Source organism: Pseudomonas sp. BNK-45 (assembly GCF_047456255.1).
Taxonomy (GTDB): domain Bacteria; phylum Pseudomonadota; class Gammaproteobacteria; order Pseudomonadales; family Pseudomonadaceae; genus Aquipseudomonas.
On sequence record NZ_CP179909.1, the window covers coordinates 2,295,053 to 2,321,284 of the forward strand.

At 61.8% G+C, this 26,232-nt stretch carries 27 protein-coding genes; 10 read left to right on the forward strand and 17 right to left on the reverse strand.

Going from position 1 to position 26,232, the window contains the following annotated elements:
* Positions 1–45: 45 nt before the first annotated feature.
* The 3 genes from ACMGG8_RS10715 to ACMGG8_RS10725 form a co-directional block, all read right to left on the reverse strand.
* Positions 46–801, reverse strand: coding sequence for a DeoR/GlpR family transcriptional regulator (locus ACMGG8_RS10715; RefSeq protein ID WP_011063123.1), 756 nt, complete (start codon positions 799–801; stop codon positions 46–48).
* Positions 802–896: 95 nt separating this feature from the next.
* Positions 897–2,402, reverse strand: coding sequence for a glycerol kinase GlpK (gene glpK, locus ACMGG8_RS10720; protein WP_060844476.1), 1,506 nt, complete (start codon positions 2,400–2,402; stop codon positions 897–899).
* A 76-nt stretch (positions 2,403–2,478) separates the two neighbouring features.
* Entirely contained in the window at positions 2,479–3,327 is an 849-nt protein-coding gene (locus tag ACMGG8_RS10725) for an MIP/aquaporin family protein (protein ID WP_060840806.1), read from the reverse strand.
* Between the two features lie 370 nt (positions 3,328–3,697).
* On the opposite strand from ACMGG8_RS10725, the gene ybaK reads away from it, so the two are divergent.
* Positions 3,698–4,168, forward strand: coding sequence for a Cys-tRNA(Pro) deacylase (gene ybaK, locus ACMGG8_RS10730; RefSeq protein ID WP_060844475.1), 471 nt, complete (start codon positions 3,698–3,700; stop codon positions 4,166–4,168).
* A gap of 120 nt (positions 4,169–4,288) precedes the next feature.
* Positions 4,289–5,071: a PhzF family phenazine biosynthesis protein gene (locus ACMGG8_RS10735; RefSeq protein WP_414159565.1), complete on the forward strand. Its 783-nt coding sequence runs from the start codon at positions 4,289–4,291 to the stop codon at positions 5,069–5,071.
* A gap of 74 nt (positions 5,072–5,145) precedes the next feature.
* Here ACMGG8_RS10735 and ACMGG8_RS10740 read toward each other — a convergent pair whose 3' ends face one another.
* Positions 5,146–6,255 carry an ABC transporter ATP-binding protein gene (locus ACMGG8_RS10740; protein WP_060840803.1) on the reverse strand — a complete coding sequence of 370 codons (1,110 nt, stop codon included), beginning with the start codon at positions 6,253–6,255 and terminating at the stop codon, positions 5,146–5,148.
* Positions 6,252–7,172: an ornithine carbamoyltransferase gene (gene argF / locus ACMGG8_RS10745; protein WP_060840802.1), complete on the reverse strand. Its 921-nt coding sequence runs from the start codon at positions 7,170–7,172 to the stop codon at positions 6,252–6,254. Before argF ends, ACMGG8_RS10740 begins: the two co-directional genes overlap by 4 nt.
* A gap of 415 nt (positions 7,173–7,587) precedes the next feature.
* Here argF and ACMGG8_RS10750 point away from each other — a divergent pair, with 415 nt between their 5' ends.
* From ACMGG8_RS10750 to grxD, 3 genes are all read left to right on the forward strand, one after another.
* Positions 7,588–7,878, forward strand: coding sequence for a hypothetical protein (locus ACMGG8_RS10750; protein ID WP_414159566.1), 291 nt, complete (start codon positions 7,588–7,590; stop codon positions 7,876–7,878).
* A gap of 135 nt (positions 7,879–8,013) precedes the next feature.
* The gene (locus ACMGG8_RS10755) at positions 8,014–10,122 is read left to right on the forward strand and encodes a molybdopterin oxidoreductase family protein (protein WP_414159567.1); all 2,109 of its coding nucleotides are present in this window, start codon (positions 8,014–8,016) and stop codon (positions 10,120–10,122) included.
* Between the two features lie 96 nt (positions 10,123–10,218).
* Positions 10,219–10,557 carry a Grx4 family monothiol glutaredoxin gene (gene grxD / locus ACMGG8_RS10760; RefSeq protein WP_011063114.1) on the forward strand — a complete coding sequence of 113 codons (339 nt, stop codon included), beginning with the start codon at positions 10,219–10,221 and terminating at the stop codon, positions 10,555–10,557.
* Positions 10,558–10,635: 78 nt separating this feature from the next.
* Here the strand turns inward: grxD and bfr are convergent, their stop codons facing one another.
* Both bfr and ACMGG8_RS10770 read right to left on the reverse strand, forming a co-directional pair.
* On the reverse strand, positions 10,636–11,109 hold the full coding sequence (gene bfr / locus ACMGG8_RS10765) for a bacterioferritin (protein WP_414159568.1): 474 nt from the start codon (positions 11,107–11,109) through the stop codon (positions 10,636–10,638).
* Positions 11,110–11,321: 212 nt separating this feature from the next.
* Positions 11,322–11,540 carry a bacterioferritin-associated ferredoxin gene (locus tag ACMGG8_RS10770; protein WP_011063112.1) on the reverse strand — a complete coding sequence of 73 codons (219 nt, stop codon included), beginning with the start codon at positions 11,538–11,540 and terminating at the stop codon, positions 11,322–11,324.
* A 322-nt stretch (positions 11,541–11,862) separates the two neighbouring features.
* Between ACMGG8_RS10770 and ACMGG8_RS10775 the strand changes: the two genes are divergently transcribed.
* Complete coding sequence (locus ACMGG8_RS10775; protein WP_007922432.1) at positions 11,863–12,465, forward strand: peroxiredoxin; 603 nt, start codon at positions 11,863–11,865, stop codon at positions 12,463–12,465.
* Between the two features lie 77 nt (positions 12,466–12,542).
* On the opposite strand, the gene rnt is transcribed toward ACMGG8_RS10775, so the two are convergent.
* Both rnt and pyrC read right to left on the reverse strand, forming a co-directional pair.
* Positions 12,543–13,214, reverse strand: coding sequence for a ribonuclease T (gene rnt / locus ACMGG8_RS10780; protein ID WP_060840799.1), 672 nt, complete (start codon positions 13,212–13,214; stop codon positions 12,543–12,545).
* A complete protein-coding gene (gene pyrC, locus ACMGG8_RS10785) occupies positions 13,211–14,257 on the reverse strand; it encodes a dihydroorotase (protein ID WP_060840798.1) in 1,047 nt (348 codons plus the stop codon). The genes rnt and pyrC overlap by 4 nt, the downstream gene beginning before the upstream one ends.
* Before the next feature lie 157 nt (positions 14,258–14,414).
* Here pyrC and ACMGG8_RS10790 point away from each other — a divergent pair, with 157 nt between their 5' ends.
* The 3 genes from ACMGG8_RS10790 (at position 14,415) to ACMGG8_RS10800 (ending at position 17,689) form a co-directional block, all read left to right on the forward strand.
* Positions 14,415–15,329, forward strand: coding sequence for a flagellar protein MotY (locus tag ACMGG8_RS10790; RefSeq protein WP_060844472.1), 915 nt, complete (start codon positions 14,415–14,417; stop codon positions 15,327–15,329).
* Positions 15,330–15,458: 129 nt separating this feature from the next.
* Entirely contained in the window at positions 15,459–16,676 is a 1,218-nt protein-coding gene (locus ACMGG8_RS10795; protein WP_016965323.1) for an argininosuccinate synthase, read from the forward strand.
* Positions 16,677–17,062: 386 nt separating this feature from the next.
* On the forward strand, positions 17,063–17,689 hold the full coding sequence (locus tag ACMGG8_RS10800) for a response regulator transcription factor (protein WP_016965324.1): 627 nt from the start codon (positions 17,063–17,065) through the stop codon (positions 17,687–17,689).
* A gap of 135 nt (positions 17,690–17,824) precedes the next feature.
* On the opposite strand, the gene ACMGG8_RS10805 is transcribed toward ACMGG8_RS10800, so the two are convergent.
* From ACMGG8_RS10805 to metG, 8 genes are all read right to left on the reverse strand, one after another.
* On the reverse strand, positions 17,825–18,004 hold the full coding sequence (locus ACMGG8_RS10805) for a PA3496 family putative envelope integrity protein (RefSeq protein ID WP_016965325.1): 180 nt from the start codon (positions 18,002–18,004) through the stop codon (positions 17,825–17,827).
* 107 nt (positions 18,005–18,111) lie between these two features.
* Complete coding sequence (gene nth / locus ACMGG8_RS10810) at positions 18,112–18,750, reverse strand: endonuclease III (protein WP_060840796.1); 639 nt, start codon at positions 18,748–18,750, stop codon at positions 18,112–18,114.
* Positions 18,751–18,757: 7 nt separating this feature from the next.
* Positions 18,758–19,354, reverse strand: a complete 597-nt coding sequence (locus ACMGG8_RS10815; protein WP_414159569.1) for an Rnf-Nqr domain containing protein — start codon at positions 19,352–19,354, stop codon at positions 18,758–18,760.
* Complete coding sequence (locus ACMGG8_RS10820; protein ID WP_108545308.1) at positions 19,347–19,958, reverse strand: RnfABCDGE type electron transport complex subunit G; 612 nt, start codon at positions 19,956–19,958, stop codon at positions 19,347–19,349. Before ACMGG8_RS10820 ends, ACMGG8_RS10815 begins: the two co-directional genes overlap by 8 nt.
* A 2-nt stretch (positions 19,959–19,960) precedes the next feature.
* Complete coding sequence (locus ACMGG8_RS10825) at positions 19,961–20,947, reverse strand: RnfABCDGE type electron transport complex subunit D (protein ID WP_414159570.1); 987 nt, start codon at positions 20,945–20,947, stop codon at positions 19,961–19,963.
* Positions 20,934–22,139, reverse strand: a complete 1,206-nt coding sequence (rsxB, locus tag ACMGG8_RS10830) for an electron transport complex subunit RsxB (protein WP_060844469.1) — start codon at positions 22,137–22,139, stop codon at positions 20,934–20,936. Before rsxB ends, ACMGG8_RS10825 begins: the two co-directional genes overlap by 14 nt.
* A complete protein-coding gene (locus tag ACMGG8_RS10835) occupies positions 22,136–22,714 on the reverse strand; it encodes an Rnf-Nqr domain containing protein (protein WP_414159571.1) in 579 nt (192 codons plus the stop codon). The genes rsxB and ACMGG8_RS10835 overlap by 4 nt, the downstream gene beginning before the upstream one ends.
* 129 nt (positions 22,715–22,843) lie before the next feature.
* A complete protein-coding gene (metG, locus tag ACMGG8_RS10840; RefSeq protein ID WP_060844467.1) occupies positions 22,844–24,895 on the reverse strand; it encodes a methionine--tRNA ligase in 2,052 nt (683 codons plus the stop codon).
* 162 nt (positions 24,896–25,057) lie between these two features.
* Between metG and apbC the strand changes: the two genes are divergently transcribed.
* Complete coding sequence (apbC, locus tag ACMGG8_RS10845) at positions 25,058–26,152, forward strand: iron-sulfur cluster carrier protein ApbC (RefSeq protein ID WP_060840789.1); 1,095 nt, start codon at positions 25,058–25,060, stop codon at positions 26,150–26,152.
* Positions 26,153–26,232 lie beyond the last annotated feature (80 nt).

Genomic DNA, 26,232 nt, shown 5'->3' on the forward strand with positions numbered 1-26,232 from the left:
GGCGCGCGAATGCGCCCTGCGTTGTCTTGCCGGAGGGAAGGGGGCTCAGACCACTTCGAGGCGGATCTTGTGCTGGTTGAGCAGTTGGGTCAGGGCCGGGACCGGTTGCTGGTCGGTGACCAGGCAATCGATCAGGCTGATGGGGCCGAGGCGGATCATGGCGTTGCGCCCGAACTTGCTGGAGTCGGCGGCCAGGATCACTTGCCGGGCATTGGCGATGATCGCCTGGGAAACCCGCACTTCCTGGTAGTCGAAGTCCAGCAGGCTGCCGTCCTCGTCGATGCCGCTGATGCCCACCAGGGCGAAGTCCACCTTGAACTGATTGATGAAGTCGACGCTGGCCTGGCCCACCACGCCGCCGTCACGGCGCACATTGCCGCCAGTGAGCAGCACGTCGAAATCATCCTTGGCACTGAGCATTGAAGCCACGTGCAGGTTGTTGGTGATGATCTTCAGGTGGCTGTGGTTGAGCAGGGCGCGGGCGATGGATTCGGTGGTGGTGCCGATGTTGATGAACAGCGAGGCGTGATCGGGGATCTGCGCGGCAACGGCTTCGCCGATGCGCTGCTTTTCATCGCGCATCTGGTCGGCGCGCATGGCGTAGGCGGTGTTTTCTACGCTGGAGTCGTAGGCCGCGCCGCCGTGGTAGCGGCGCAGCAGATTGGCTTCCGCCAGCTGGTTGATATCGCGGCGGATGGTTTGCGGGGTCACAACGAACAGCTGGGCCAATTCCTCGATGCTGACGTAGCCGCGTTCGCGGACCAGATCGAGGATTTGCTGCTGACGGGGAGGCAGATTCATGGGGCTTCCTTTGGGCTGCCGTGCAAAATTTGCCCATGATGCCGCAGGAATCCCCTCCCGACCAGTTACAAGCGGTTACCTATCCACGGCTTGGCTTATTTGGCCTCTTCGTGGGGTTCCCAGTCGCGGGTGCGGCTGACGGCCTTCTTCCAGCCTGCGTACAGGCCTTCTTTTTCCGCTTCGGCCAGTTGGGGTTCGAACTCGCGCTCGATCACCGCCTTGCCTCGCAGCTCTTCCAGGCTGCCCCAGAAACCGCAGGCCAGGCCTGCCAGGTAGGCGGCGCCCAGGGCCGTGGTTTCGCGCATTTGCGGGCGCTCCACCTGAGTACCGAGGATGTCGGCCTGGAACTGCATGAGGAAGTTGTTGGCCACGGCGCCGCCGTCCACGCGCAGGGCTTTGAGGCGTTCACCGGAATCCTGCTGCATGGCGTCGAGCACGTCGCGGGTCTGGTAGGCGATGGATTCCAGGGCGGCGCGGATGATGTGATCCACGCGCACGCCTCGGGTCAGGCCGAACAGCGCGCCACGGGCGTAGGGGTCCCAGTAGGGCGCGCCGAGACCGGTGAAGGCCGGCACCAGGTACACGCCATTGCTGTCCTTGACCTTGTTGGCGAAGTATTCGGTGTCGTGGGCGTCGTTGATGATCTTCAGCTCATCACGCAGCCACTGCACGGTGGAGCCGCCGTTGAACACTGCGCCTTCCAGGGCGTAGGCCACTTCGCCGCGGGGGCCGCAGGCGATGGTGGTGAGCATGCCGTGCTGGGATTTCACCGCCTTGTCGCCGGTGTTCATCAGCAGGAAGCAGCCGGTGCCGTAGGTGTTCTTGGCCTGGCCCGGTTCGACGCACATTTGGCCGAACAGCGCCGCTTGCTGGTCGCCGGCGATGCCGCCGATGGCGATACCGCTCTTGGTGCGACCGTAGATTTCCGACGAGGACTTCACCTCGGGAAGCATTTCCCGCGGGATATCCAGCACCTCCAGCATCTTCGCGTCCCACTCCAGGGTGTGGATGTTGAAGAGCATGGTGCGCGAGGCGTTGGTGTAGTCGGTGACGTGGGTCTTGCCGCCGGTGAATTTCCAGATCAGCCAGCTGTCGATGGTGCCGAACAGCAGCTCGCCGCTACGGGCGCGCTCGCGGCTGCCTTCGACGTTGTCGAGGATCCACTTGAGCTTGGTGCCGGAGAAGTAGGGGTCGGTGACCAGGCCGGTGGTGTCGCGAATGTAGGCTTCGTGGCCGTCGCGCTTGAGCTGCTGGCAGATCTCGGTGCTGCGGCGGCACTGCCAGACGATGGCGTTGTAGATCGGCCGGCCGGTGGTCTTGTCCCAGACCACGGTGGTTTCCCGCTGGTTGGTGATGCCGATGGCGGCCACCTGGTCGTGATGCAGGCCGGCTTGCGCCAGGGCCTCGACCATCACCGCGCTCTGGGTGGCGAAGATTTCCATCGGGTCATGTTCGACCCAGCCGGCCTGTGGGTAGTGCTGGGCGAACTCGCGCTGGGCGGTGCACACCACGTTGGCGTCGCGGTCGAAAATGATCGCCCGGGAGCTGGTCGTACCCTGATCGAGGGCAATGATGTAGTTCTTATTCTGAATGTCGGTCATGTCGATTGCCTTGGACGAAATAAGGGAGTGGAAACAGGCGCGTGATCGATTTGGGCAGGATCACGCGCCGCGAGATTCAAGAAGCTTTGACTTTGCCATCGGCGACCGATTCGCTCTCGGAGGCGGCGACGGCGTTGGGCAGGTGCCGGGCAATCAGTCCGCGATAAGCGGCCGCACCCAGGCAGGCACCGAGGATCGGAGCGAAGACCGGCACCAGGAAGTACGGAATATCCCGGCCGCCGGTAAAGGAAATCTGACCCCAGCCGGCAAAGAACGTCATCAGTTTAGGTCCGAAGTCCCGCGCCGGGTTCATGGCGAAGCCGGTGAGCGGGCCCATGGCGCTGCCGATCACGGCGATCAGCAGGCCGATCAGCAGGGGCGCCATCGCGCCGCGAGGCAGGCCATTGTTGTCGTCGGTCAGGGCCATGATCACGCCCATCAGGATCGCCGTGATCACCACTTCCACCAGGAAGGCCTGGGCGGTGGACAGCGCCGGGTTGGGGAAGGTGGAGAACACCGAGGCCAGTTCCAGGCTGGCCTGGGAACCGCGGATCATTTGGTGAGCCTGTTCGAAATCGAAGAACAGGTTGCTGTACAGCGTGTAAACCAACAGCGCCGCGCAGAAGGCGCCAGCGACCTGGGCCAGGATGTAGAACGGCAGTTTGCGTTTTTCAAAGTCGGCGAACAGGCACAGGGCGATGCTCACGGCAGGATTGAGGTGCGCGCCGGAAACGCCGGCGGTGAGGTAGATCGCCATGCTCACGCCGATCCCCCAGATGATGCTGATTTCCCACAGGCCGAAGCTGGCTCCCGCGACCTTGAGCGCCGCGACGCAGCCGGTGCCGAAGAAGATCAGCAGCGCAGTACCCAGGAACTCGGCCATGCATTGGCCCGATAGTGACGGTTGTTGCAGAGCAGTTGTCATTGTGAACCTCGTTTTTTGTTGTTGTCTGGCGCTGCTGCAAAAGGCATGGAGCGCGACTTCCAACGAAGACGGAATCCCCATTCCGGCCTCGTCTTGCTGCTGGGTGCAACGGTGCATCTACTGCATGATATTCAGAAACGAAAAAATATAGACAAGAAACACCGCTGTCAAAGGTCGAAAGTGAACGGCTGGTCATTTTATAGATATCAATCAAATGAATGATCCGGGGCGACAGTCCCGGGAGTGACAGGTGGTGCGGCGCTGGTGTCTGTGGCCAGGGCTTATCAAGGCCTGGAATAGAGCCTTTTGCCGATTAATGGCCTAAAATTCGCGCGCTCGGTTTTGCCTTTTCGTCCCTCTTGGAGCTGCCATGACCCCTGCATTGGATCTGCTAAAAAAAGTTCGCGCCGAACATCGCATCCACAGTTACGAACATGATCCCAAGGCGGCCTCCTACGGTCTGGAGGCGGCGGAGAAGCTCAGCCTCGATCCGGCGCAAGTGTTCAAGACGCTGCTGGCCAGCAGCGAGAAGGGGGAATTGCTGGTGGCGGTGGTGCCGGTTGCCGGCAGTCTCGACCTCAAGGCCCTGGCCCACGCGGCCGGGGTGAAAAAAGCCGAAATGGCCGATCCGGCCGCTGCCCAGCGTGCCACGGGCTACCTGTTGGGGGGGATCAGCCCGCTGGGGCAGAAGAAGCGTCTGCGGACTTTCATCGACAGCAGTGCTCAGCCTTTGGCCAGTATTTTTGTCAGTGCCGGTCGACGCGGACTGGAGGTGGAATTGGCTGCTGCCGTGCTGGCCGAGCATACCCAGGGCAAGTTCGCCGACATCGGTCGCCCTTGAGCCAAGGCGTCGGCGGTTGAGCGGGCCGCTGCTGTATGCCGGAAAATCTTCTCGTCTGTGTCTGTCGCGCTGCCGCTCACGCAAGCCATGCTGGCCGCCGACTGATCAAGGAGAAGGGCCATGCAGCTTGAGTTTCAACAGATCGATGCATTCAGTGATCAACCCTTTGCCGGCAACCCGGCCATGGTTTACCGGCTTGATGCATGGCTTGACGACGCCCTGATGCAGCAGATTGCCGCCGAGCACAATCTGACGGAAACCGCGTTTGTGGTGCGTGAAGCCCAAGGTTGGCGGATTCGCTGGTTCACCCCGGCCACCGAGGTGCCCCTGTGCGGGCATGCCACTCTGGCCAGTGCCTACGTGCTGTTCGAGCTGTATGGGGAGCCGGGGCCACGCATTGAGTTTCTCAGCCGCTCGGGGCCCCTGAGCGTTACCCGTGAAGGCGGCCTGTTGTGGCTGGACTTTCCGCTGCGCAGCCCCCGCCGCCAGGCCGATGCGGAGCAGGTGGCGCAGATACTCGGCGCCAGGGTCATCGATCTGCAAGGTGCCCATGAGCTGTTGGCGGTGCTGGAGTCGGAGCAGGCGGTCCGCGATTGCCGGCCTGATCTGGCGGCGCTGGCCAAGTTGCCCTGGCCGGGGGTGATTGTCACCGCGCGGGGCGAGCGGCATGACTTTGTCTCGCGGTATTTTGCTCCGGCCATCGGCATCGACGAGGATCCGGTGACCGGCTCGACCCATTGCTGCCTGACGCCTTACTGGGCGCAGCAGCTGGACAAGCAGCAACTGAGCGCCTTTCAGTGCTCCGCGCGAGGTGGTGAGCTGTTCTGTCGCCTGGAGGGGGAACGGGTGAAGATCGGCGGACACGCCCGGCTGATTGCCAGCGGGCGCTTGCATCTGCAATGACGGCGCTCTGACTCGCCGGCAAGCCGTTTCCTACAGTGTGTTGGTGTAGGGGTTGGCTTGCTGGCGAGGGCGGCTCAATGAGCGCTGCTGTAGCGCCGTACCCCTGAGTCGCTATGGGGAATCTGCGCCGCCGTGCTGCCTGAAGCCTGGAACAGCACCAGGTGTTCCGCCGCAACCCGAATGCCCACATCCGCTCCGACCTGATGGTCGGCGTGGCTGGGGAAAATCGATTCCAGCTGGCTGCCGGTAGGCAATTGCAGGCGATACAGGGTCGAGGCGCCGAGGAAGGTTTTGCCCACCACCCGGGCTTTCAAGTCACTGTCCGGCGCGTGGACGATGTCGTCCGGGCGCAGCAGGACGTCCACCGCGCCACCTGTCGGCCAGGTATAGGCCCGGTTGCCCTGCAGTACACCCAGTTCGGTCTGCACCGATTCCGGCGTGTTCAGCTGGCCGCGAATGAAGTAGCCCTGGCCAATGAAGCTGGCGACAAAGGGTGTCTGTGGTTCGTGATAGAGGTTGTAGGGGGTGTCCCACTGCTCCAGGCGGCCTTCCTTGAACACGCCGACCTGATCACTCACGGCGAAGGCTTCTTCCTGGTCGTGGGTGACCAGGATTGCACTGGTGCCGCGAGCCTTGAGGATGTCGCGCACCTCGTGGCTGAGCTTGCGCCGCAGTTCGCCGTCGAGGTTGGAGAAGGGTTCGTCCAGCAGCAGCAGTTGCGGCTCGGGAGCCAGGGCGCGAGCCAGCGCCACTCGCTGTTGCTGGCCGCCGGACAGCTCGTGGGGAAAGCGCTGGCCGAGGTCCTTCAGGTTGACCAGCTCCAGCAGTTCGGCGACCACTCGGTCTTTCTGCGGGTGCTTGCGGATGCCGAAAGCGATGTTGTCCGCCACGCTCAGGTGGGGGAACAGGGCATAGTCCTGAAACACCATGCCGATCCGGCGTTTCTCCGGGGCCAGGGTGAAGCCGGCGCTGGATATGGTTTCGCCGGCCAGTTGGATCTCGCCTTCGTGCACCGGCTCGAACCCGGCGATGGCCCGCAGGGTGGTGGTCTTGCCACATCCGGACGAGCCCAGCAGGCAGCCGATGTCCCCGGCGTTGAGGTGCAGATTGAGGTTCTGCACCACGCGTTGGTCCTGGTAGCCGCATGCCAGATTGCGCAGGTTCAGCAGGAGTGGCTGGCTCATGCGTGGTGGTACGCCGGCTCGACGAGGAACTCGAGCAGGGCCTTTTGTGCGTGCAGACGGTTTTCCGCCTGGTCCCAAGCCACTGAGCGAGGGTCGTCCAGCAGGTCGAGGCTGATTTCCTCGCCGCGGTGGGCGGGCAGGCAGTGCATGAACAGTACGTCCGGGGCGGCCAGGTCGAGCAGCGCGCGGTTGACCTGGAAGGGGGCAAACAGCTGGAGACGCTTGGCGGTCTCTTCTTCCTGGCCCATGGAGGTCCAGACGTCGGTGCTCACCAGATGGGCGCCGATCACCGCTTCGCGAGGGTCGCGGACGATGGTCACGCGATCGCCGGCCTTGGCGACAAACTCGGCGTTGGGCTCGTAGCCCTCGGGACAGGCGATGCGCAGCTGGAAGTCGAACTGGATGGCCGCTTCTATATAGCTGTTGCACATGTTGTTGCCGTCACCGATCCAGGCCACGGTCTTGCCCTGGATCGAGCCACGGTGTTCGAGGAAGGTCTGCATGTCCGCCAGCAGTTGGCAGGGGTGCAGGTCATCGGACAGGCCGTTGATCACCGGGACCCGGGAATTGGCCGCGAACTCGGTCAGGGTGCTGTGGGCAAAGGTGCGGATCATCACCGCGTCGAGCATGCGCGACATGACGATGGCGCAGTCGCCGATCGGTTCGCCGCGACCCAGTTGAGTGTCCCGTGGCGAAAGGAAGATGGCCTGGCCGCCCAGCTGAATCATGCCGGCTTCGAAGGACAGTCGGGTACGGGTCGACGACTTCTCGAAAATCATGCCGAGTACACGATTTTTCAAAGGCTCGAAGAGTACGCCGCGGTTACGCAGGTCCTTCAGCTCGATGCCTCGACGAATCACACTGACCAGCTCTTCGGGCGTGCAATCCATCAGGGAGAGAAAGTGCCTTGCGCTCATCATTAACTACCTTTTTGCAACGGACCGCAGATTCTCAAAGCCTTGTTTAATCGAACAACGGGCTGGACCTGCGGCGAAAGCCGCACGGGGCGACGAAATAGGGGAAGGCGCGATCTTATAATTAAATGTCGCGTCTTACCAATAGTGCTACGGCGTTCATGGGCATTCAGAGAGGCCAGGACGCGAATGCGCTGGCGCTTTTGAGACCGGTTTTCAGACAGCAGCCGGGCATTTGTACACTGCCCCGGCGCGGCTTGGCAATCGAGTGTGGCGCCGGCCGTGCGGTTGCGGTCGTTTTCTGACCTGTGGGCCGAGGTCCGCTGCGGGGGGAATCCGCGGCTTGGCCACTTGAAACATTTCCTAATGCAAAGTGCTGAGTCTATAAAGGCGAATCTGCGGCAAGGATAGGTGTGCGATGGAATCCAGGGAGCAACAACTGATGACGCTGTTGGGGCTCACCGCCCGGGCGCTGACGGACATGACCGCTTCGGTGACGGCCTTTTCTTTCGAGCTGCTGCGCAGCGAGGACCCGCTGACCCGGGCAGCCGCGCGCAAGATGATCGACCGGATGATGACCCTCAGCGCCGGGCTGGATGAGCATTGGCGACTGCTGGCCGAGTTGTCGGGTGTCCATGCCGAGCAGGGGTCCATGGACGCCTCCTCGCGAATCTCCATGGATGGGCCGCCGCGCTTGCCGCCGAACTGACGGCCCTGATCATGGCCCAGGTTGATGGACCTGAATTCATGGGGCGAACGTCGCTGGTGTCGGCAGAGGCCAGCCGCCATAGTTTTGGCTTCCTGCGGCCCTGTGCGGGGCGCCTTCAAACAATAGAGACTGGCCATGACCAAGACTCTCCATCACCGTGCCTGCCACCTGTGCGAAGCCATCTGCGGCCTGACCCTGGAAATCACTGAAGAGCCGGGCAGCGCTCCACGCATTACCTCGATCAAGGGCGACCCCCTGGACAGTTTCAGCCGTGGCCATGTCTGCCCCAAGGCCGTGGCCCTGCAGGATATCCAGAATGATCCCGATCGCCTGCGCCAGCCGGTGCGCCGTGTGGGCAACCAATGGCAGCCCATCGAGTGGGACGAGGCCTTTGCCCTGGTGGCCGAGCGGCTGGCGAGCATCCAGCAGCGCCATGGCAACAACGCCGTGGCGACCTACCAGGGCAATCCCAGCGTGCACAACTATGGGCTGATGACCCACAGCAATTACTTTCTCGGCCAGCTCAAGACCCGCAATCGTTTCTCGGCCACATCGGTCGATCAGTTGCCCCAGCACCTGACCAGTTACCTGATGTATGGCCACGGCCTGCTGTTGCCGATTCCGGACATCGATCACACCGATTTCATGCTGATCCTGGGCGGCAATCCCCTGGCATCCAACGGCAGCATCATGACCGTGCCGGATGTGGAGAAGCGCCTCAAGGCCATTCAGGCTCGTGGCGGCAAGGTGGTCGTGGTCGATCCGCGGCGCAGTGAAACCGCAGCCATGGCCGATCAGCACCTGTTTATCCGGCCGGGGGGCGATGTGGCGCTGCTGTTCGGTCTGCTCAACAGCATTTTCGACGCCGGCCTGACCCGCGACAGCCATTTGCCGGTGGATGGGCTGGCTGAGGTGCGCCAGGCAATTGCGCGGTTCACTGCCGAAGCCATGAGTCCGTTGTGCGCAATTCCGGCTGCGCAGATTCGGCAACTGGCCCGGGATTTCGCTTCGGCGGACAAGGCGGTCTGTTACGGGCGCATGGGGGTGTCGACCCAGGCCTTCGGCACGCTGTGCCACTGGTTGCTGCAGCTGCTCAATCTGGTCACCGGCAACCTGGACCGTGTCGGCGGTGCCTTGTGCACCCAGCCGGCGGTGGACCTGGTGGCGGCGACCTCGGGCGGTCACTTCAATGTCTGGCAGAGTCGGGTTTCCGGGCTTCCGGAGTATGGTGGCGAGCTGCCGGTATCGGCCCTGGCCGAAGAGATGCTCACCGAGGGCGAAGGACAGGTACGGGCCCTGATCACCGTGGCCGGCAATCCGGTGTTGTCCACACCCAACGGCCGGCAGCTGGAGCAGGCCCTGGACGGGCTGGAGTTCATGCTCAGCATCGATCTGTACATCAATGAAACCACCCGTTATGCCGACCTGATCCTGCCGTCCACCTCGGCTCTGGAGAACGATCACTACGACACCACCTTCAATCTGTTCGCGGTGCGCAATGTCAGTCGCTTCAATCGAGCGATCCTGCCCAAGCCTCAAGGGGCGCTGCATGACTGGGAGATCTTCGTCGGCCTGGCCAAGGCATTTGCCGCGCAGACCGCCAGCCCGTTGAAGCCGACCCTGGCCCCTGCACAGATGATCGACATGGGCTTGCGCGCCGGGCCTTACGGCGATGCCTCGCCGCTCAAGCTGTCCCTGGCGACTCTGGACCAGTACCCCCACGGCATTGATCTTGGGGCGCTGCAGCCGAACCTGGCGGCCCGCTTGAAAACCGATAATCGGCGGATCCAGGCCGCACCGGCGCCGATCATGGCCGATCTGCAACGCTTTGCCGCGTTGAGTGCGCCACCTTCGGGCGAGTTGTTGCTGATCGGACGTCGGCATGTGCGCAGCAATAACTCCTGGATGCACAACTATCACCGCCTGGTGAAGGGCAAGCCTCGCCATCAGCTATTGATGAATCCCGAGGATCTGGCTCAACGGGGCCTGAGTGATGGTCAGCGGGTGCGAGTCCGATCCCGGGTGGGCGCGGTGGAGGTGGAAGTGCTGGCCAGCAGCGAGATGATGCCGGGCGTGGTAAGTCTGCCCCATGGCTGGGGGCACAGGCGTCCCGGCGTGCAGATGAGCATTGCCAGGGAGCAGCCTGGCTGCAGCGCCAATGACCTGACCGATGAGCGTCAGCTCGATGCGTTGTCCGGGAATGCGGCGTTGAACGGGGTGCCGGTTACCGTGGAGGCGGCCTGAGGTGTCTGTCGGAGAGGCCGAGCAGGGCGCTCAGGATTCCGTTACAATGCGCCACCGTGCCGACAACAGAGTCGGAAAGTTCAGCCGAGGTGTTCCATGGATATCATCGAAACTATTAAAGAGCAGATTGCCAACAACACCATTCTGCTCTACATGAAAGGCTCGCCGAATGCCCCGCAGTGCGGCTTCTCGGCAAAAGCCGCTCAGGCCGTAATGGGCTGTGGTGAGAAGTTCGCTTACGTGGACATCCTGCAAAACCCAGAGATTCGCGCCAACCTGCCCAAGTACGCCAACTGGCCAACTTTCCCGCAACTGTGGGTGGCCGGTGAGTTGGTCGGCGGTAGCGACATCATGGCTGAAATGTTTGCCAATGGTGAACTGCAGAGCCTGATCAAGGCTGCTGCCGAAAAAGCGGCTGCCAAGACCGAAGCCTGACGCGAACTTCTTGTTCGCGGTCAATAAAAAGCCCCGCCTCTCTCACGAGGGCGGGGCTTTTTATTACATGGGCGTTGGTTACTCGTCGCCCATTTGCGATTGCAGGTAGTTCTCGATACCCACTTTGTCGATCAGGCCCAGTTGGGTTTCCAGCCAGTCGATGTGTTCTTCTTCGGATTCCAGAATGTCTTCCAGCAGTTCACGGCTGCCGAAGTCGCCAACCGATTCGCAGTGAGCGATGGCGGCCTTGAGGTCGGTGTGGCCGGTGCGTTCGATGCGCAGGTCGCACTCAAGCATTTCCTTGGTGTGTTCACCGATGTGCAACTTGCCCAGGTCCTGGACGTTGGGCAGGCCTTCGAGGAAGAGGATGCGCTTGATCAGTTTGTCCGCATGCTTCATCTCGTCGATGGATTCGTGGTACTCGTGCTTGCCCAGTTTGTTCAGGCCCCAGTCTTCATACATGCGTGCATGCAGGAAGTACTGATTGATCGCGACCAGTTCATTGGCAAGGATTTTATTGAGATGCTGGATGACTGTAATGTCGCCTTTCATGTTGGGGTCCTGCCCTTTAATGAGTGAAATAAGGGCAGAGTCTGAGCCGCACAAACATTACTGTCAAACCTAAGTTATTGAATAATATATGAAAATTAATCGGAATAAGAATGTTTGTGTTCCGCGTTTTGCAGCTAAGCGATTGAATTACAGACATAAAAAAACCGGACGCTAGGTCCGGTTGTTTCAAATGCGGCTATTTATTCGGCACATCAAGCAACATTAAATTCCACTGGGTAGGGAATGGCGGCTTGGCTGCTCTGCAATTCGGTCAGGGTTTCGCGAACCACTTGCTTGGCCAGGCATGCGCATTTGCCGCATTGGCTGGCGACGCCGGTGGCCTGGCGCACTTCACGGTAGCTGCAGCAACCTTCGTAGATCGCTTCGCGAATTTGTCCGTCGGTGACACCGGTGCAGAGGCAGACATACATAGGATGAGAACCGTCGCTGGTTAGGGCTCAATTGCGATGGATCTTAATGTTAACGAGAATGATTGTCAAAGTGGTTTCGGCCGCCTTTGTGGCCGTTTCATCCCGGGGTGACGAACGGTTTTGTTAGCGATGGTGACAGATGATTCGCATTTTCCGCTTTGTGGGCCGGGCTGACGAAAAACCGTTAAGGACAGCTCAAAGACGCGGTGTATGATGATCGGTCCTTGCGAAGCGGGGTCGGGTCACAGAGCTGTCGCATCAGCGTGGCAGACTCAAGGCCAATCCCCTTCTTCATTACTACGTCCACACCAGGAGATATCCAATGAGCGTACTCGTAGGCAAACAAGCCCCTGACTTCACCGTACCGGCCGTTCTCGGCAATGGCGAAATCGTCGACAGCTTCACCCTGTCCTCGGCCATCAAAGGCAAATACGGCCTGGTGTTCTTCTACCCACTGGACTTCACCTTCGTTTGCCCGTCCGAGCTGATCGCTCTGGACCACCGCATGGCCGACTTCAAGGCACGTAACGTGGAAGTGATCGCTGTTTCCATCGACTCGCACTTCACCCACAACGCCTGGCGTAACACCCCGATCAATGCCGGCGGCATCGGTCAGGTTCAATACATCATGGCCGCTGACATGAAGCACGACATCGCCAAGGCCTATGACGTCGAGTCCGAAGGCGGCGTGGCCTTCCGTGGCGCGTTCCTGATCGACGACAAAGGTGTTGTCCGTTCGCAGATCGTCAACGACCTGCCGCTGGGCCGCAACATGGAAGAGCTGATCCGTCTGGTCGACGCTCTGCAATTCCACGAAGAGCACGGCGAAGTCTGCCCTGCCAACTGGAAGAAAGGCGACAAGGGCATGACCGCTTCGCCAGAAGGCGTTGCTGCTTACCTGAGCGAGAACGCCGGCAAGCTGTAAGCCTGGCGTCACGCATAAAAAAACCGGCCTCAGGGCCGGTTTTTTTATGCGGGCGACTCAACTCGACCAGGGATCGATCAGTCGTCGAAATCCTGCCAGCCGCCCATTTGCTTCCAGCGGTTGACGATGCCGCAGAACAGCTCGGCGGTCTTCTCGGTGTCGTAGCGGGCCGAGTGGGCCTCGCGACCGTCGAAGTCGATGCCGGCGCTCTGGCAGGCCTTGGCCAAAACGGTCTGGCCGTAAGCCAGGCCAGCCAGGGTGGCGGTGTCGAAGCTGGAGAACGGGTGGAACGGGTTGCGCTTCATGTCCAGGCGCGCCACGGCGGCGTTGAGGAAGCCCAGGTCGAAGCTGCTGTTGTGGCCCACCAGGATCGCGCGTTTGCAGCCGTTGGCTTTCAGCGCCTTGCGCACACCGCGGAAAATATCCGTGAGGGCGGTTTCTTCGCTGACGGCCATGCGCAGGGGATGGTCGAGCTTGATCCCGGTGAACTCCAGCGCAGCGGCTTCAATGTTGGCGCCTTCAAAAGGCTCGACGCGGAAGAAATAGGTGTGTTCGGGGAACACGAAGCCCTTTTCGTCCATGCCGATGGTGGTAGCGGCAATCTCCAGCAGGGCGTCGGTGGCCGAGTTGAAGCCACCGGTTTCTACGTCGACGACTACCGGCAGGTAACCGCGAAAGCGTGCCGCCATTGGATGGCGAGGGGCGCCGCTGTTGCCGTCTTGTTCGTCGTCGAAATGGTCGTCACTCACGAGTGATCCTCCAGCAGGCGCCAGCGCAGTTTTTCACCGGCGCGCAGCGGAATGACAGTCAGCTCGCCGAACGGCAGGCTGGCGGGGGCGGTCCATTCTTCACGAACCAGGGTGATGCGATCGGTGTTGGCCGGCAGGCCGTAGAAGCGCGGACCGTTGAGGCTGGCAAAGGCTTCCAGCTGGTCCAGGGCATTGCGCTGTTCGAACGCTTCGGCGTACAGCTCGATTGCGGCGTAGGCGCTGTAGCAGCCGGCACAACCGCAAGCGGCTTCCTTGGCATGCTGGGCGTGGGGCGCGGAGTCGGTGCCGAGGAAGAACTTTTCGCTGCCGCTGGTGGCCGCATCCAGCAGGGCTTCCTGGTGGGTGTTGCGCTTGAGAATCGGCAGGCAATAGAAGTGCGGACGAATACCGCCCACCAGCATGTGGTTGCGGTTGTACAGCAGGTGGTGCGCGGTGATGGTGGCGCCGACGTTGGCCGAAGCCTCCTTGACGAACTGCACGGCTTCACCGGTGGTGATGTGCTCGAACACCACTTTCAGGCTGGGGAAGCGCTCGACCACACGACGCATGTGTTCGTCGATGAAGATTTTCTCGCGGTCGAAGACATCGACCTCGCCGCGGGTCACCTCACCGTGGATCAGCAGCGGCAGGCCGACTTCGGCCATGGTTTCGAGCACCGGGAAGATCTTGTCGATGCTGGTCACGCCCGAATCCGAATTGGTGGTCGCACCGGCCGGATACAGCTTGGCGGCGTGCACGAAGCCACAGGCCTTGGCCGCGCGGATCTCGTCCGGCTGGGTGCGGTCGGTCAGGTAAAGCACCATCAGCGGCTCGAAGCGGCTGCCGGCCGGGCGCGCAGCTAGAATACGCTGGCGATAGGCGTCGGCTTCCACGGCGTTGCGCACCGGAGGTACCAGGTTGGGCATGATGATGGCGCGGCCAAAGGTGCGCGCGACATCTGCGACTGTATTGGGCAACACGGCACCATCGCGAAGATGAATATGCCAGTCGTCGGGACGCAGCAGGGTCAGGCGGTCGGACATGGGAGGTTCCAGGCGGGTAAAACTCGGTGGGAATGCTACCGGAAAAGACTCTTCCAGGCACTCGCTATCAAGTTTTGCGACGAGCAACCGATATCCCGAAGGTATGGCGTATTAACGCCTGTCGATTTTTCTGTTGTACACGTCAGTGGAGCCTCCCGTGCGCCAGCGTTATCTAGCCTTGCTCAGTGTGTTTGCCAGCCTGCCCGCGATGGCTCTCACTTTCCAGACTCGTCTGGAGAGCATTGAGTGGACGGTCGAAGGCGACAAATTCGAGTGCCGCCTGATCCAACCGGTAACCGATTTCGGTTCCGGCGAATTCGTTCGCCGCGCCGGCGAGCAGGCGATCTTTCGTCTCAAGAGCTTCAACCCGATGCAGGCGGGGGGCTCGGCGACTCTGCTTGCGGCAGCGGCGCCCTGGCAGCCGGGACGTGGCGACATCAACCTCGGGGCGGTCAAGGCCGGTACCGACGGGGTGCTGTTCAACAGCAACCAGATGCAGGCCGGGCGCCTGATCATCGGGCTGCTGGAGGGGCGCAGCCCCGTGGTGCGCAATTATTCCCGTGAAGGCGGAGTGTCCGAAGTGCGCCTGTTGCCGGTGAAGTTCAGCAAGGCGTATGGCGACTATCAAAGCTGCATGGCCAAGCTGCTGCCGATGAACTACGAGCAGGTGAAGCAGGGCGAGATCGGTTTTCCGGGAGGGGGGATCGAACTCGATGCCCGGGCCAAGGCCAAGCTGCAGGTGATGGTGGACTTCATCAAGGCCGACCCGACGGTCAACCACGTCGAACTGGATGGCCACTCGGACAACAGCGGCAATCGCTTGACCAACCGTGACCTGTCCCGTCGTCGTGCACTGGCGGTGATGGAGTTCTTCAAGGCCAACGGCCTGGCGGAAAACCAGATCGTGGTGCGCTTCCATGGCGAGCGTTACCCCCTGGCGCCCAACACCAATGCCGCCAACCGGGCGAAGAACCGTCGGGTCAATGTGCATCTGGAGCGGGTTGCGCCCACCGAAAAGCCGGCTCCAGCGCCCCAGGCGGCCTCTGGCTCCAGCGCTGCTGCGACCTCCTGATACGGCTGTCATCGTCGCGCGCTCGACATAATCTGTCGCTTGGTCGTCATAAGCTGTCGCGCCTCTGTAAATTATCCGCGTGGATCGGTAGACTTGGCGGCTTTCCGTACAACCCCGTGGAGTGATGGCATGGCGGACGTTAACAAGGTCGTTCTGGCGTATTCGGGCGGCCTGGACACTTCGGTGATCCTCAAGTGGCTGCAGGATACTTACAACTGTGAAGTAGTGACTTTCACTGCTGACCTGGGCCAAGGCGAAGAGGTCGAGCCGGCCCGCGCCAAGGCGCAAGCCATGGGCGTCAAAGAGATCTACATCGACGATCTGCGCGAAGAGTTCGTGCGCGATTTCGTTTTCCCGATGTTCCGCGCCAACACCGTCTACGAAGGCGAGTACCTGCTGGGTACTTCCATCGCTCGTCCGTTGATCGCCAAGCGTCTGATCGAGATCGCCAACGAAACCGGCGCCGACGCCATTTCCCATGGTGCTACCGGCAAGGGCAATGACCAGGTGCGTTTCGAGCTGGGTGCCTATGCCCTCAAGCCAGGCGTGAAAGTGATCGCTCCTTGGCGCGAGTGGGACCTGCTGTCCCGCGAGAAGCTGATGGACTACGCCGAGAAGCACGGTATTCCAATCGAGCGTCACGGCAAGAAGAAGTCGCCGTACTCGATGGACGCCAACCTGCTGCACATCTCCTATGAAGGCGGCGTGCTGGAAGACACCTGGACCGAGCACGAAGAAGACATGTGGCGCTGGACCGTCTCCCCGGAGAAGGCTCCTGATACCCCGCAGTACCTGGAACTGACCTACCGCAACGGTGACATCGTCGCCATCGACGGCGTGGAAATGACTCCGGCTACCGTGCTGGCGACCCTGAACCGCATTGGTGGTGAGCACGGCATCGGTCGTCTGGACATCGTCGAGAACCGTTACGTCGGCATGAAGTCCCGTGGCTGCTACGAGACCCCGGGCGGCACCATCATGCTGCGTGCCCACCGGGCCATCGAGTCCATCACCCTGGACCGCGAAGTGGCTCACCTCAAAGACGAGTTGATGCCCAAGTACGCCAGCCTGATCTACACCGGCTACTGGTGGAGTCCTGAGCGTCTGATGCTGCAACAGATGATCGACGCCTCCCAGGCCCACGTGAACGGTGTAGTGCGCCTGAAGCTGTACAAGGGCAACGTGATCGTGACCGGTCGCAAGTCCGATGAGTCGCTGTTCGACGCCAACATCGCCACGTTCGAAGAAGACGGCGGTGCTTACAACCAGGCGGACGCAGCAGGCTTCATCAAGCTCAACGCCCTGCGCATGCGCATTGCTGCCAACAAGGGCCGGACTCTGATCTGATCCCGAGTTGTTAAAAAAGAGCCCCGCCCTATGCGGGGCTTTTTTTTGCCTTTGATTAACTCAACGGCTTGTTGCTGCAGAGCGATGCTTGGACAGAGAAGTTGATTGGAAAAAATGAAGTGAGTGATGGCGGACTTATCAGCGGTTGGCGCTGGAAAAGATGCGGCAGCGTGTAATTTTTTAGTACGAAAAGTAGCTGATTTGAAGATTAATCCTAAGCAACTTTTCCGTTGAACGCCCTTTATCTAATTTATTTTGTAAGGTAAATCGGTATTGTTTGTAAGGATCGTCCTCGTAGGCTCGTAGCCCCTTTTGGCACGGTGTCAGAGTCAATTCTCTGGGGTATTGTGCGGGCTCTAAAAAACTCTAAGTACTTGGATGGACCTATGAAAAGAGTATTGATCGTGGACGATCATCCTGTTGTTCGCCTCGCTGTTCGCATGTTGATGGAGCGTCATGGCTTTGAAGTAGTGGCAGAAGCAGATAACGGTACGGACGCATTGAAGTTGGCTCTTGAATATGTTCCCGATATCTTGATTCTGGATATTGGCATACCACAACTGGATGGACTTGAAGTTATAGCTCGCCTCATGTTCAGAAGTTTGCCGATCAAGATCCTGGTATTGACGCTGCAAGCGCCAGGGCCCTTTTCCATGCGCTGCATGCAGGCCGGTGCCGCCGGCTACGTGTGCAAGCAGCAGGACATTACCGAGCTGATCAGTGCGGTACGGGCGGTATTGGCGGGTTACAGCTACTTTCCCAACGAGGCGTTGCACACTTTTCGTTCCAGCCAGGGCATCAGCAGCGAGGAAGAAATGATCGAGCTTCTTTCCGGACGTGAGTTGATCGTATTGAAACAGCTCACCAATGGCATGAGTAACAAGGAGATTGCTGAAGGCCTGTGCCTGAGCAACAAGACGGTCAGCACTTACAAGCGGCGGTTATTGGCCAAGCTCAACGCGCGTTCATTGGTTGACCTGATCGAGTTTGCCCAGCGCCATCAGTTGGCGTGAGCCTTGCTGTCCGAGACGATGTTGGACTGCCAGGCCTGAAAGTACGGATAGGGCCGGTCATGCCGCGAGGCTGATCGGCCGGGCGTGACGGCAAGACAGGCACAAAAAAACCTCCGCATGGAGGTTCTTTTGCGACTACAGGTCAAAGTCGTAATCGGCCAGTTGTTTCTGCAGACGCCGCTCTTCCAGAAGATTGTCGATGGTGCGGCGCTTGCTCAGATTGGTTTTCGCCACTTCGACCACCGGTTCGACATCGTCTGTTTCCGCGGCGATGAAGTCTTCTTCTACGTCCAGTTGTTCTTTGCCAGTGCTCATAAGGTCAACTCCAGGCTAAGACTGCCATTGGCGCTCCTTATATCGATATTCTCCTGGCGGGTAAAAAAGATTTTTTCAATCGACTCATCGGCAAAATCAATGCTTCCTCAATCGTCGGAAGTCTTCTGCTTGTATTCGCACAGGTCTTCGATTCGACAGCTGCCGCAGCGTGGCTTGCGGGCCAGGCAGACATAGCGTCCGTGCAGGATCAGCCAGTGATGGGAGTCCAGCAGGAACTCCTTGGGCACGAACTTGAGCAGCTTTTTCTCCACTTCCACCACGTTCTTGCCCGGGGCCAGGCCGGTGCGGTTGCTGACCCGGAAGATGTGGGTGTCCACCGCCATGGTCAGCTGCCGGAAGGCGGTGTTGAGGACCACGTTGGCGGTCTTGCGCCCGACACCGGGCAGGGCTTCCAGTTCTTCCCGGGTCTGTGGCACTTCGCTGTTGTGGCGTTCCACCAGCAGGCGGCAGGTTTCGATGACGTTCTTGGCCTTGCTGTTGTACAGGCCGATGGTCTTGATGTACTCGGACAGGCCTTCGACCCCCAGGGCGTGAATCGCCGCGGGTGTATTGGCCACGGGGAAGAGTTTGGCGGTCGCCTTGTTGACCCCGACGTCGGTCGATTGCGCCGAAAGAATCACCGCGATCAGCAGCTCGAACGGCGAGGAATAGGCCAGTTCGGTCTTGGGCTCGGGATTGTCTTCATGAAGTCGGCGAAATATTTCCAGGCGTTTGGCGGCATTCATGGGTGGTTCATTTCCTCGAAGACTGTCGGTTGAAGGGCGATGAGGCGGTCCAGGCCCGCTTTGCCGCCAGCAACAGGCCCAGCAGGATAAAGCCCCCGGGGGCCAGAGTCAGCAGGCGCAAGCCGCCCTGGGGCAGCAGCACCCAGCCGGTGCTGTCACCGCTCTGGCCGACAAGCCAGCCCAGATGGCTGCCCAAGGCGCCGGTGCCCAGCAGTTCGCGAAGTGCGCCCAGCAGCACCAGTGCGCCACAGTAGCCAGCGGCCAGGCGCAGTCGCTCGCGGTGCTGGAAGAAACCCGCCTGTTCCAGCATCACGCATTGCAGGGGCAGCAGGCCCAGGTACAGGCTCAACTGCTGGTGCAGTTCGTAACTCAATGCCTGCAGCGCCAGCCACAGGCAACTGCCGAGGGACGCTCCGAGCAGCAGGCTGGCGAGCCACTGCTGCTGGCGTTGCAGCGCTGCTCGCAACAGGCCCATGGCGGCCCCAAACAAGCTGAGCAGCAGCCCGGATGCCAGGGCCAGGCCCAGGGCCTTGACCCAGGAGTCGGTGGCACCGATCAGCGGCGTCAGCATCAGCAGGCCCGGCAATGTCAGCGGCTTACTCATGGGCGGCCCCCGGGAGCAGTTGCTGGCGATGTTCGTCGAAGTAGCGCAAGGCATCGTGCAGGGCACTGATGACCGCGCGGGAGGTGATGGTGGCGCCGGCAATCTGATCGAACTGGCCGCTGTCCTTCTTCAGCGCCCAGGCGGCATCGCCCGGATCACTGCGAGACTTGCCGGCAAAGCCTTGCAACCAGGGGTTGGGCTGATCGGCGATCCTGGCGCCCAGGCCGGGAGTTTCATCTTGTCGGAGGGTCTTGCTGCCCAGCAGCCGGCCCTGGCTGTCGATGGCGATCAACAGCTCGATGGGGCCGGCATAGCCGCTGACCTGGCTGCGCAACAGCACGGCGCTGGGCTGACCCTGGCGGGTGGCCAGGTAGCCCTGCAGCAAGCGGCTGTTGTCCAGTTGCACATCCCTCAGAGGCAGTGGCTGCTCCAGGGGCTGGTTGTCGTAGCTGGCAACAGGCAGCAGGTCGAGCAACTTGCGCGCCTGCAGTGCCCGTTGTTCGGCGGCGATACGCGGCGCCGCAACCGAGTGCAGCCACAAGGTCGCCGCCACGCCCAGCAAACCGAGCAGGGCCAGCAGGAGCAGAGCGCTGGATTTTTTCATGCTCAAGCGTTCTCCCGTTTTGCCGCGCACAGGCGTTCCAGTCCCGGCACCGCCAGATTCATCAGCAGCACGGCGAAGGCGACGCCATCGGGGTAGCCGCCCCAGGTCCTGATCAGGTAGGTCAGCAGGCCGACACCGACACCAAACAGCAACCTGGCTTTTTCCGTCTTGGGTCCCGATACCGGCTCGGTGACGATAAAGAACGCGCCGAGCATGCTGGCGCCGCTGAGCAGATGAAACAGCGGTGAACCGTGGGAGTCGGAGCCCGTGCCGTTCCAGCACACCAGGCTGATGACCAGGAGGCTGCCCAGCATGCCCACCGGCGCCTGCCAGCCGATGACCCGCTGCTGCAGCAGAAACAGGCCTCCGGCAAGAAATCCCAGGTTGATCCATTGTGCGGCCCGACCGCCGAAATGGCCGAAGGCCGGGTTGCTGGCAAAGAGTTCGTCGAGGGTCAGGCTCTTGTTGATGCGCAGACTGTCCAGCGCCGTGGCCTGGGCCCAGGCATCCGCTTGCAGGCCGTCAGAGAGGCCGAAGACGTGTTGCAGCCCCGCGACCAGGTCCATGGCATGCGGCGCGGGCCAATGGGTCATCGATTGGGGAAAGCACAATAAGGCCAGGGCGTATCCGAGCATCGCCGGATTGAACGGGTTCTGGCCGACTCCACCGTACACCTGCTTGCCCAGGGCAATGGCTGCCGCCGCGGCACTGAGCGGCAGCCACCAGGGGCAGTAAGGTGGCAACGCCAGGGCCAGCAAGGTGGCGCTGACCAGGGCGCTGCCGTCGCCAAGGCCGGTTGGCAGCGCACGCTTTCTCAGCAACAGCGCCAGGGCTTCCATGGCCAGGGCGCCGCCTATCGCCAGCAACAGGTTGAGCAGTACGCCCCAGCCGAACCACCACAGCAACACCAGCAGCCCGGGCAGCGTGGCCAGCAGCACGCGCTGCATGGCCTGGCGCAGGCGCTGGTCGACGCCGTCAGCAGTCAGCATGGGCCTTCACCTGGCGTTCGGCCTCGTGCAAGCGCGCTTGAGCCTGGGCCAGTTGCTCGGCATGGGTGTCGGGCTGGCGCTGCAGTTTGTTCAGTTCGGCGCGGGCGTAGGCCAGTTCGGTTTTCAGTTGCCGCAGTTGCGGATCGATCGGGCGCTTTTCGATACGCATCAGTACCGGGGCCGGTTTGCCGCTGGCGTCCTCGGCGGCGTGCAGCGCCTGTTCGGCGGCCGCCAGGGCGGCGCTCAAGGCGTGTAGCTCGGCGTCGGAGGCTTGCGCTGCCTGGGCCTTTTTCAGTTCGGCGCGGCGGGTGGCCAGCTGGATCTTTGCCCGCTTGAGTTCGGCGTCCTTGGCCACGGGGGCCGCCGCGGCTGGCGCCGCCGACTCCAGCTGAGCCAGGGCCTGTTCGGCGGCTTCGAACTGACGCTGCAGCACGATGAGCTGTGCCTGCTGCTCGAAGGTCGGTGGATGGCCGAAGGCCTTGAGGGATTTGTGCAATTGAGCCCGGCTCATGGCCAGCTCGATCTTGGCTTTTTTCAGCGCCGCGTCGTCGGCAGCGGCTTTCTGCGCGCGGACCCGCTCGATGGCGGCCTGCAGCGGATTCTGGCTGTCGTCGGCAGCCTGCGCGGCTTTCTGCGCGCGAGCCTGACGCTCGGCCAGGCGCCGGGCTTCTTCCCGTTGCAAGCGCTCGTTGCGTTGTTCGAAGCGCCGTCGCGCCTGTTCGCGCTTGCTGTTGCGGGCCTGCAGTTGCTCGGGGCTGGTGGCCAGGCCGCCAACAATCGGCACCACCTTGGCCTCCGGGAGCGGCAGCATATCGATGCAGTCCACCGGACAAGGCGCCACACACAGGTCGCAACCGGTGCATTCGTCGATCAGCACGCTGTGCATCCATTTGGCCGCGCCGACGATGGCGTCCACCGGGCAGGCCTGGATGCACTTGGTACAGCCAATGCACTCCGCCTCGCGGATATGGGCGATCTGTGCCGGCGCTTCGCCGCGGCTGCGGTCCAGTTCCAGTACCGGTAACTGCAACAGTTGCGCCAGGCCGGCAATGGTTTCCTGGCCTCCGGGCGGGCACTTGTTGATGGCCTCGCCGTTGGCGATGCCCTGGGCGTAGGGCTTGCATCCGGGATGGCCGCACTTGCCGCATTGGGTCTGGGGCAGCAGGGCATCGATGCGTTGAATCAGACTCATGTTTTGATCAGTCCGTTGAAGCCGAAAAACGCCACCGCCATGAGACCGGCGCTGATCAGGTCGATCGGCAAGCCGCGCCAGGGCAGGGGAATATCGTTGGTGGAAATACGCTGGCGCAAGTCGCTGAACAGACTCAGCACCAGCCAGAAACCCAGTCCGGCGCCCAGGCTCATGGCACTGAGGGTGGCCAGGTCCAGATCGTCCCGGGCGCCGATCAGCAGCAGGCCGAGCATGCCGGCATTGCCCAGAAGCAAGGGCCAGAGGCCTTCGAACGGCAAGCGCGGCAGGGTCCGGGACAGCAGCTTCAGCAGCGGTTTGATCAGCAACAGGCTCAATGGCAGCCAGATGAACAATTGCAGCGCCGCCAGCCCCCAGGGCTGCAACAGCCCACGGTAAAGGACATGCCCCAGCACGCTGCTGAGCAGCATCAACACCGTGGTCGCCAGCCCCAGGGCATGAACCCGTTGCCGGTTGCTACCGTCGGCCTGCAACAGTGGATCGACGCCCAGCGGCCATTGCAACACGAAGTTGTTGATCAGGACGGTGCTGAAAAGGGCGAGCAGGAACTGGGTCATGGTGGCGGCCGGTGCGGGCAGGCTATCCCTCAAGAGTAGGCAAACTCTGCGCGCACGCAGGGTCGCCAGATATGCAAATCCCCCCGTTGCGCCTGGGCGCGACGGGGGGATGGGGGGCTGCGTGGAGGCTTACTTGATCCGCTGGCCAGGCTTGGCGCCGCTGTCCGGGCTCAGCAGGTAGATCTCTTCGCCGCCAGGGCCGGCAGCCATCACCATGCCCTCGGAAATGCCGAACTTCATTTTCCGCGGCTTGAGGTTGGCGATCATCATGGTCAGGCGACCATCCAGCTTGGACGGGTCCGGGTAGGCGCTCTTGATTCCGGAGAACACGTTGCGTTGCTCATCACCGATATCCAGGGTCAGGCGCAGCAGCTTGTCGGCACCTTCCACGGCTTCGGCCTTGACGATCAGGGCGACACGCAGGTCGACGGCGGCGAAGGTGTCGAAGTCGATTTCCGGCGACAGCGGATCCTTGGCCAGTTCGCCGTTGCCTGCAGGTGCTGCGGCACCGGTGTCGGTCTGGCTGGCGGTCAGGTCTTCTTTCGAGGCGTCGGTCATGGCTTGTACTTTTACTGGGTCAATTCGCGTCATCAGCGGCTTGAATTCGTTGAGCTGATGGTTGGCCAGCAGGTGCTGGTGGTCGTTCCAGGTCAGCGGCGCCACGTTGAGGAACGCCTCGGCATCGGCGGCCAGCAGCGGCAGCACCGGCTTGAGGAAGATCACCAACTGGCGGAACAGGTTGATGCCGGTGGCGCAGATGGCCTGCACCTCGGCCTGCTTGCCTTCCTGCTTGTTCAGCGACCATGGGGCCTTGTCGGCGATCCAGGCGTTGGCGCGGTCGGCCAGGGCCATGATTTCGCGCATGGCGCGGGCAAAGTCGCGGGCTTCATAGGCGTCGGCGATGCTTGGTGCGGCGGCCAGGAAGGCCTCGGTCAGCTCGGGGGCGGCATTGCTGTCGACCATCACCCCGGCATTGCCCTTGTGGATGAAACCGGCGCAACGGCTGGCGATGTTGACCACCTTGCCCACCAGGTCGGAGTTGACCTTCTGCACGAAGTCTTCGAGGTTCAGGTCCAGGTCGTCGACGCCACGGCCCAGCTTGGAGGCGTAGTAGTAGCGCAGGTATTCCGGCGACAGGTGCTCCAGGTAGGTGCGGGCCTTGATGAAGGTGCCGCGGGACTTGGACATCTTCTGGCCATTGACCGTCAGGTAGCCGTGGACGTTGATGCCGCTCGGCTTGCGGTAGCCGGCGCCTTCAAGCATGGCGGGCCAGAACAGGGCGTGGAAGTTGACGATGTCCTTGCCGATGAAGTGGTACAGCTCGGCGGTGGAATCCTTGCCCCAGAACGCGTCGAAATCCAGCTCCGGACGACGGTTGCAGAGGTTCTTGAAGCTGGCCATGTAGCCGATTGGTGCGTCCAGCCACACGTAGAAGTATTTGCCCGGCTCGTCGGGGATCTCGAAGCCGAAGTACGGCGCGTCGCGGGAGATGTCCCACTGCTGCAGGCCGGCATCCAGCCACTCGGCGATCTTGTTGGCCACGGCGTCCTGCAGGGTGCCGCTGCGGGTCCAGCTTTGCAGCATCTGCTGGAAGTCCGGCAGCTTGAAGAAGAAGTGCTGGGAATCCTTGAGCACCGGAGTGGCGCCGGAAATCGCCGACTTCGGATCCTTCAGGTCGGTGGGGGCATAGGTGGCGCCGCATTTTTCGCAGTTGTCGCCGTACTGGTCCTCAGTGCCGCATTTCGGGCAGGTGCCCTTGATGAAGCGGTCGGCCAGGAACATTTTCTTTTCCGGGTCGAAATACTGGGTGATGGAGCGCGTGGCGATGTGCCCGGCGTCGCGCAGCTTGAGGTAGATCTGGCTCGACAGCTCGCGGTTTTCCTCGGCGTGGGTCGAGTGGAAGTTGTCGAAGTCCACCAGGAAGTCGGCAAAGTCGGCGCTGTGTTCGGCCTGGACGTTGGCGATCAGTTGTTCCGGGGTGATGCCTTCCTTTTCCGCGCGCAACATGATGGCCGAGCCGTGTGCGTCGTCCGCGCAGACATAGAGGCATTGGTTGCCGCGATGCTTCTGGAAGCGCACCCACATGTCGGTCTGGATGTACTCAAGCATGTGGCCAAGGTGGATGGAACCATTGGCATAGGGCAGGGCGCTGGTGACGAGGATCTTGCGTGGCTCGGACATGGGGCTCGGCTACTTGATGAAACGGAGGTCGGCCACTATAAAGCGCCGGCGCGGATTTTTCACCCTTCCGGACAGATTGTACGCAGCGGGCTCCCTCGCCACGAAGGAGTCGGCGGCGTAGGATAGCCGGCTGATTTTCCAGTCTTGTTATCGGAGTTGCCCATGAGCGCCGTCAATCGCGCAGCGGTGGAAGCCGTCCTTCGCCAGTACACCGACCCTTACCTGAACCAGGACCCGGTCAGCGCCGGCTGTGTGCGGGACATCGACGTCCAGGGCGACCGGGTCACGGTCCGCATGGAGTTGGGTTATGCCGCCGGTCTGTTCAAGAGCGGCTGGGCACAGATGCTGCAACTGGCCATCGAAGGCCTGGACGGCGTCGGTTCGGCCAAGGTCGAGATCACCAGCGTGATCGCCGCGCACAAGGCCCAGGCGCAGATCCCGGGCCTGGCCAACGTCAAGAACGTGGTGGCGGTGGCGTCCGGCAAGGGCGGTGTGGGCAAGTCCACCACCGCCGCCAACCTGGCCCTGGCCCTGGCCCGCGAAGGCGCCAAGGTAGGGATTCTCGATGCCGATATCTATGGTCCGAGCCAGGGCATCATGTTCGGCATCGCCGAAGGCACCCGGCCAAAGATCAAGGACCAGAAGTGGTTCGTGCCCATTGAGTCCCACGGGGTCGAAGTCATGTCCATGGCCTTCCTCACTGACGACAACACGCCCATGGTCTGGCGCGGGCCAATGGTTTCGGGCGCCTTGCTGCAACTGGTGACCCAGACCGACTGGGGCAACCTCGACTACCTGGTGATCGACATGCCGCCAGGCACCGGCGACATCCAGCTGACCCTGGCGCAGAAAGTCCCGGTGGCCGGGGCGGTGATCGTCACCACGCCTCAGGACCTGGCCCTGCTGGATGCACGCAAGGGCGTGGAGATGTTCCGCAAGGTCAACATCCCGGTGCTGGGGGTGGTGGAGAACATGGCGGTGCACATCTGCTCCAACTGCGGTCATGCCGAACATCTGTTTGGTGAGGGCGGCGGTGAGAAACTGGCCAGCCAATACGGCGTCGAGCTGCTGGCCTCGCTGCCGCTGTCGATGCTGATCCGTGAGCAGGCCGACGGCGGCAAGCCGACGGTGATCGCCGAGCCGGAAAGCCAGATCGCCATGGTCTATCAGGAACTGGCGCGGCATGTGGGGGCGCGCATCGTATTGCAGGAAGCCGCGGCGCCGGCGATGCCCAACATCACCATCAGCGACGACTGAAACCCCAGGCGGGTGGATCAGGCAGGAGCCGGCTTGCCGGCGCAGGCGCTGGCAAGATCGCCTTGGCCGGCAAGCCGGCT

Bases quoted from the DNA above. Each gene is read 5' to 3' on its own strand.
- ACMGG8_RS10835 (WP_414159571.1), bottom strand. From the start codon at position 22,714: ATGACCCAGTTCCTGCTCGCCCTTTTCAGCACCGTCCTGATCAACAAC.
- ybaK (WP_060844475.1), top strand. From the start codon at position 3,698: ATGACCCCTGCATTGGATCTGCTAAAAAAAGTTCGCGCCGAACATCGC.
- ACMGG8_RS10820 (WP_108545308.1), bottom strand. From the start codon at position 19,958: ATGAAAAAATCCAGCGCTCTGCTCCTGCTGGCCCTGCTCGGTTTGCTG.
- ACMGG8_RS10725 (WP_060840806.1), bottom strand. From the start codon at position 3,327: ATGACAACTGCTCTGCAACAACCGTCACTATCGGGCCAATGCATGGCC.
- ACMGG8_RS10815 (WP_414159569.1), bottom strand. From the start codon at position 19,354: ATGAGTAAGCCGCTGACATTGCCGGGCCTGCTGATGCTGACGCCGCTG.
- ACMGG8_RS10715 (WP_011063123.1), bottom strand. From the start codon at position 801: ATGAATCTGCCTCCCCGTCAGCAGCAAATCCTCGATCTGGTCCGCGAA.
- ACMGG8_RS10740 (WP_060840803.1), bottom strand. From the start codon at position 6,255: ATGAGCCAGCCACTCCTGCTGAACCTGCGCAATCTGGCATGCGGCTAC.
- apbC (WP_060840789.1), top strand. From the start codon at position 25,058: ATGAGCGCCGTCAATCGCGCAGCGGTGGAAGCCGTCCTTCGCCAGTAC.
- ACMGG8_RS10825 (WP_414159570.1), bottom strand. From the start codon at position 20,947: ATGCTGACTGCTGACGGCGTCGACCAGCGCCTGCGCCAGGCCATGCAG.
- ACMGG8_RS10750 (WP_414159566.1), top strand. From the start codon at position 7,588: ATGGAATCCAGGGAGCAACAACTGATGACGCTGTTGGGGCTCACCGCC.
- ACMGG8_RS10735 (WP_414159565.1), top strand. From the start codon at position 4,289: ATGCAGCTTGAGTTTCAACAGATCGATGCATTCAGTGATCAACCCTTT.
- glpK (WP_060844476.1), bottom strand. From the start codon at position 2,402: ATGACCGACATTCAGAATAAGAACTACATCATTGCCCTCGATCAGGGT.
- pyrC (WP_060840798.1), bottom strand. From the start codon at position 14,257: ATGTCCGACCGCCTGACCCTGCTGCGTCCCGACGACTGGCATATTCAT.
- rsxB (WP_060844469.1), bottom strand. From the start codon at position 22,139: ATGAGTCTGATTCAACGCATCGATGCCCTGCTGCCCCAGACCCAATGC.
- metG (WP_060844467.1), bottom strand. From the start codon at position 24,895: ATGTCCGAGCCACGCAAGATCCTCGTCACCAGCGCCCTGCCCTATGCC.
- ACMGG8_RS10805 (WP_016965325.1), bottom strand. From the start codon at position 18,004: ATGAGCACTGGCAAAGAACAACTGGACGTAGAAGAAGACTTCATCGCC.
- grxD (WP_011063114.1), top strand. From the start codon at position 10,219: ATGGATATCATCGAAACTATTAAAGAGCAGATTGCCAACAACACCATT.
- bfr (WP_414159568.1), bottom strand. From the start codon at position 11,109: ATGAAAGGCGACATTACAGTCATCCAGCATCTCAATAAAATCCTTGCC.
- ACMGG8_RS10795 (WP_016965323.1), top strand. From the start codon at position 15,459: ATGGCGGACGTTAACAAGGTCGTTCTGGCGTATTCGGGCGGCCTGGAC.
- argF (WP_060840802.1), bottom strand. From the start codon at position 7,172: ATGAGCGCAAGGCACTTTCTCTCCCTGATGGATTGCACGCCCGAAGAG.
- ACMGG8_RS10800 (WP_016965324.1), top strand. From the start codon at position 17,063: ATGAAAAGAGTATTGATCGTGGACGATCATCCTGTTGTTCGCCTCGCT.
- ACMGG8_RS10775 (WP_007922432.1), top strand. From the start codon at position 11,863: ATGAGCGTACTCGTAGGCAAACAAGCCCCTGACTTCACCGTACCGGCC.
- ACMGG8_RS10755 (WP_414159567.1), top strand. From the start codon at position 8,014: ATGACCAAGACTCTCCATCACCGTGCCTGCCACCTGTGCGAAGCCATC.
- nth (WP_060840796.1), bottom strand. From the start codon at position 18,750: ATGAATGCCGCCAAACGCCTGGAAATATTTCGCCGACTTCATGAAGAC.
- ACMGG8_RS10770 (WP_011063112.1), bottom strand. From the start codon at position 11,540: ATGTATGTCTGCCTCTGCACCGGTGTCACCGACGGACAAATTCGCGAA.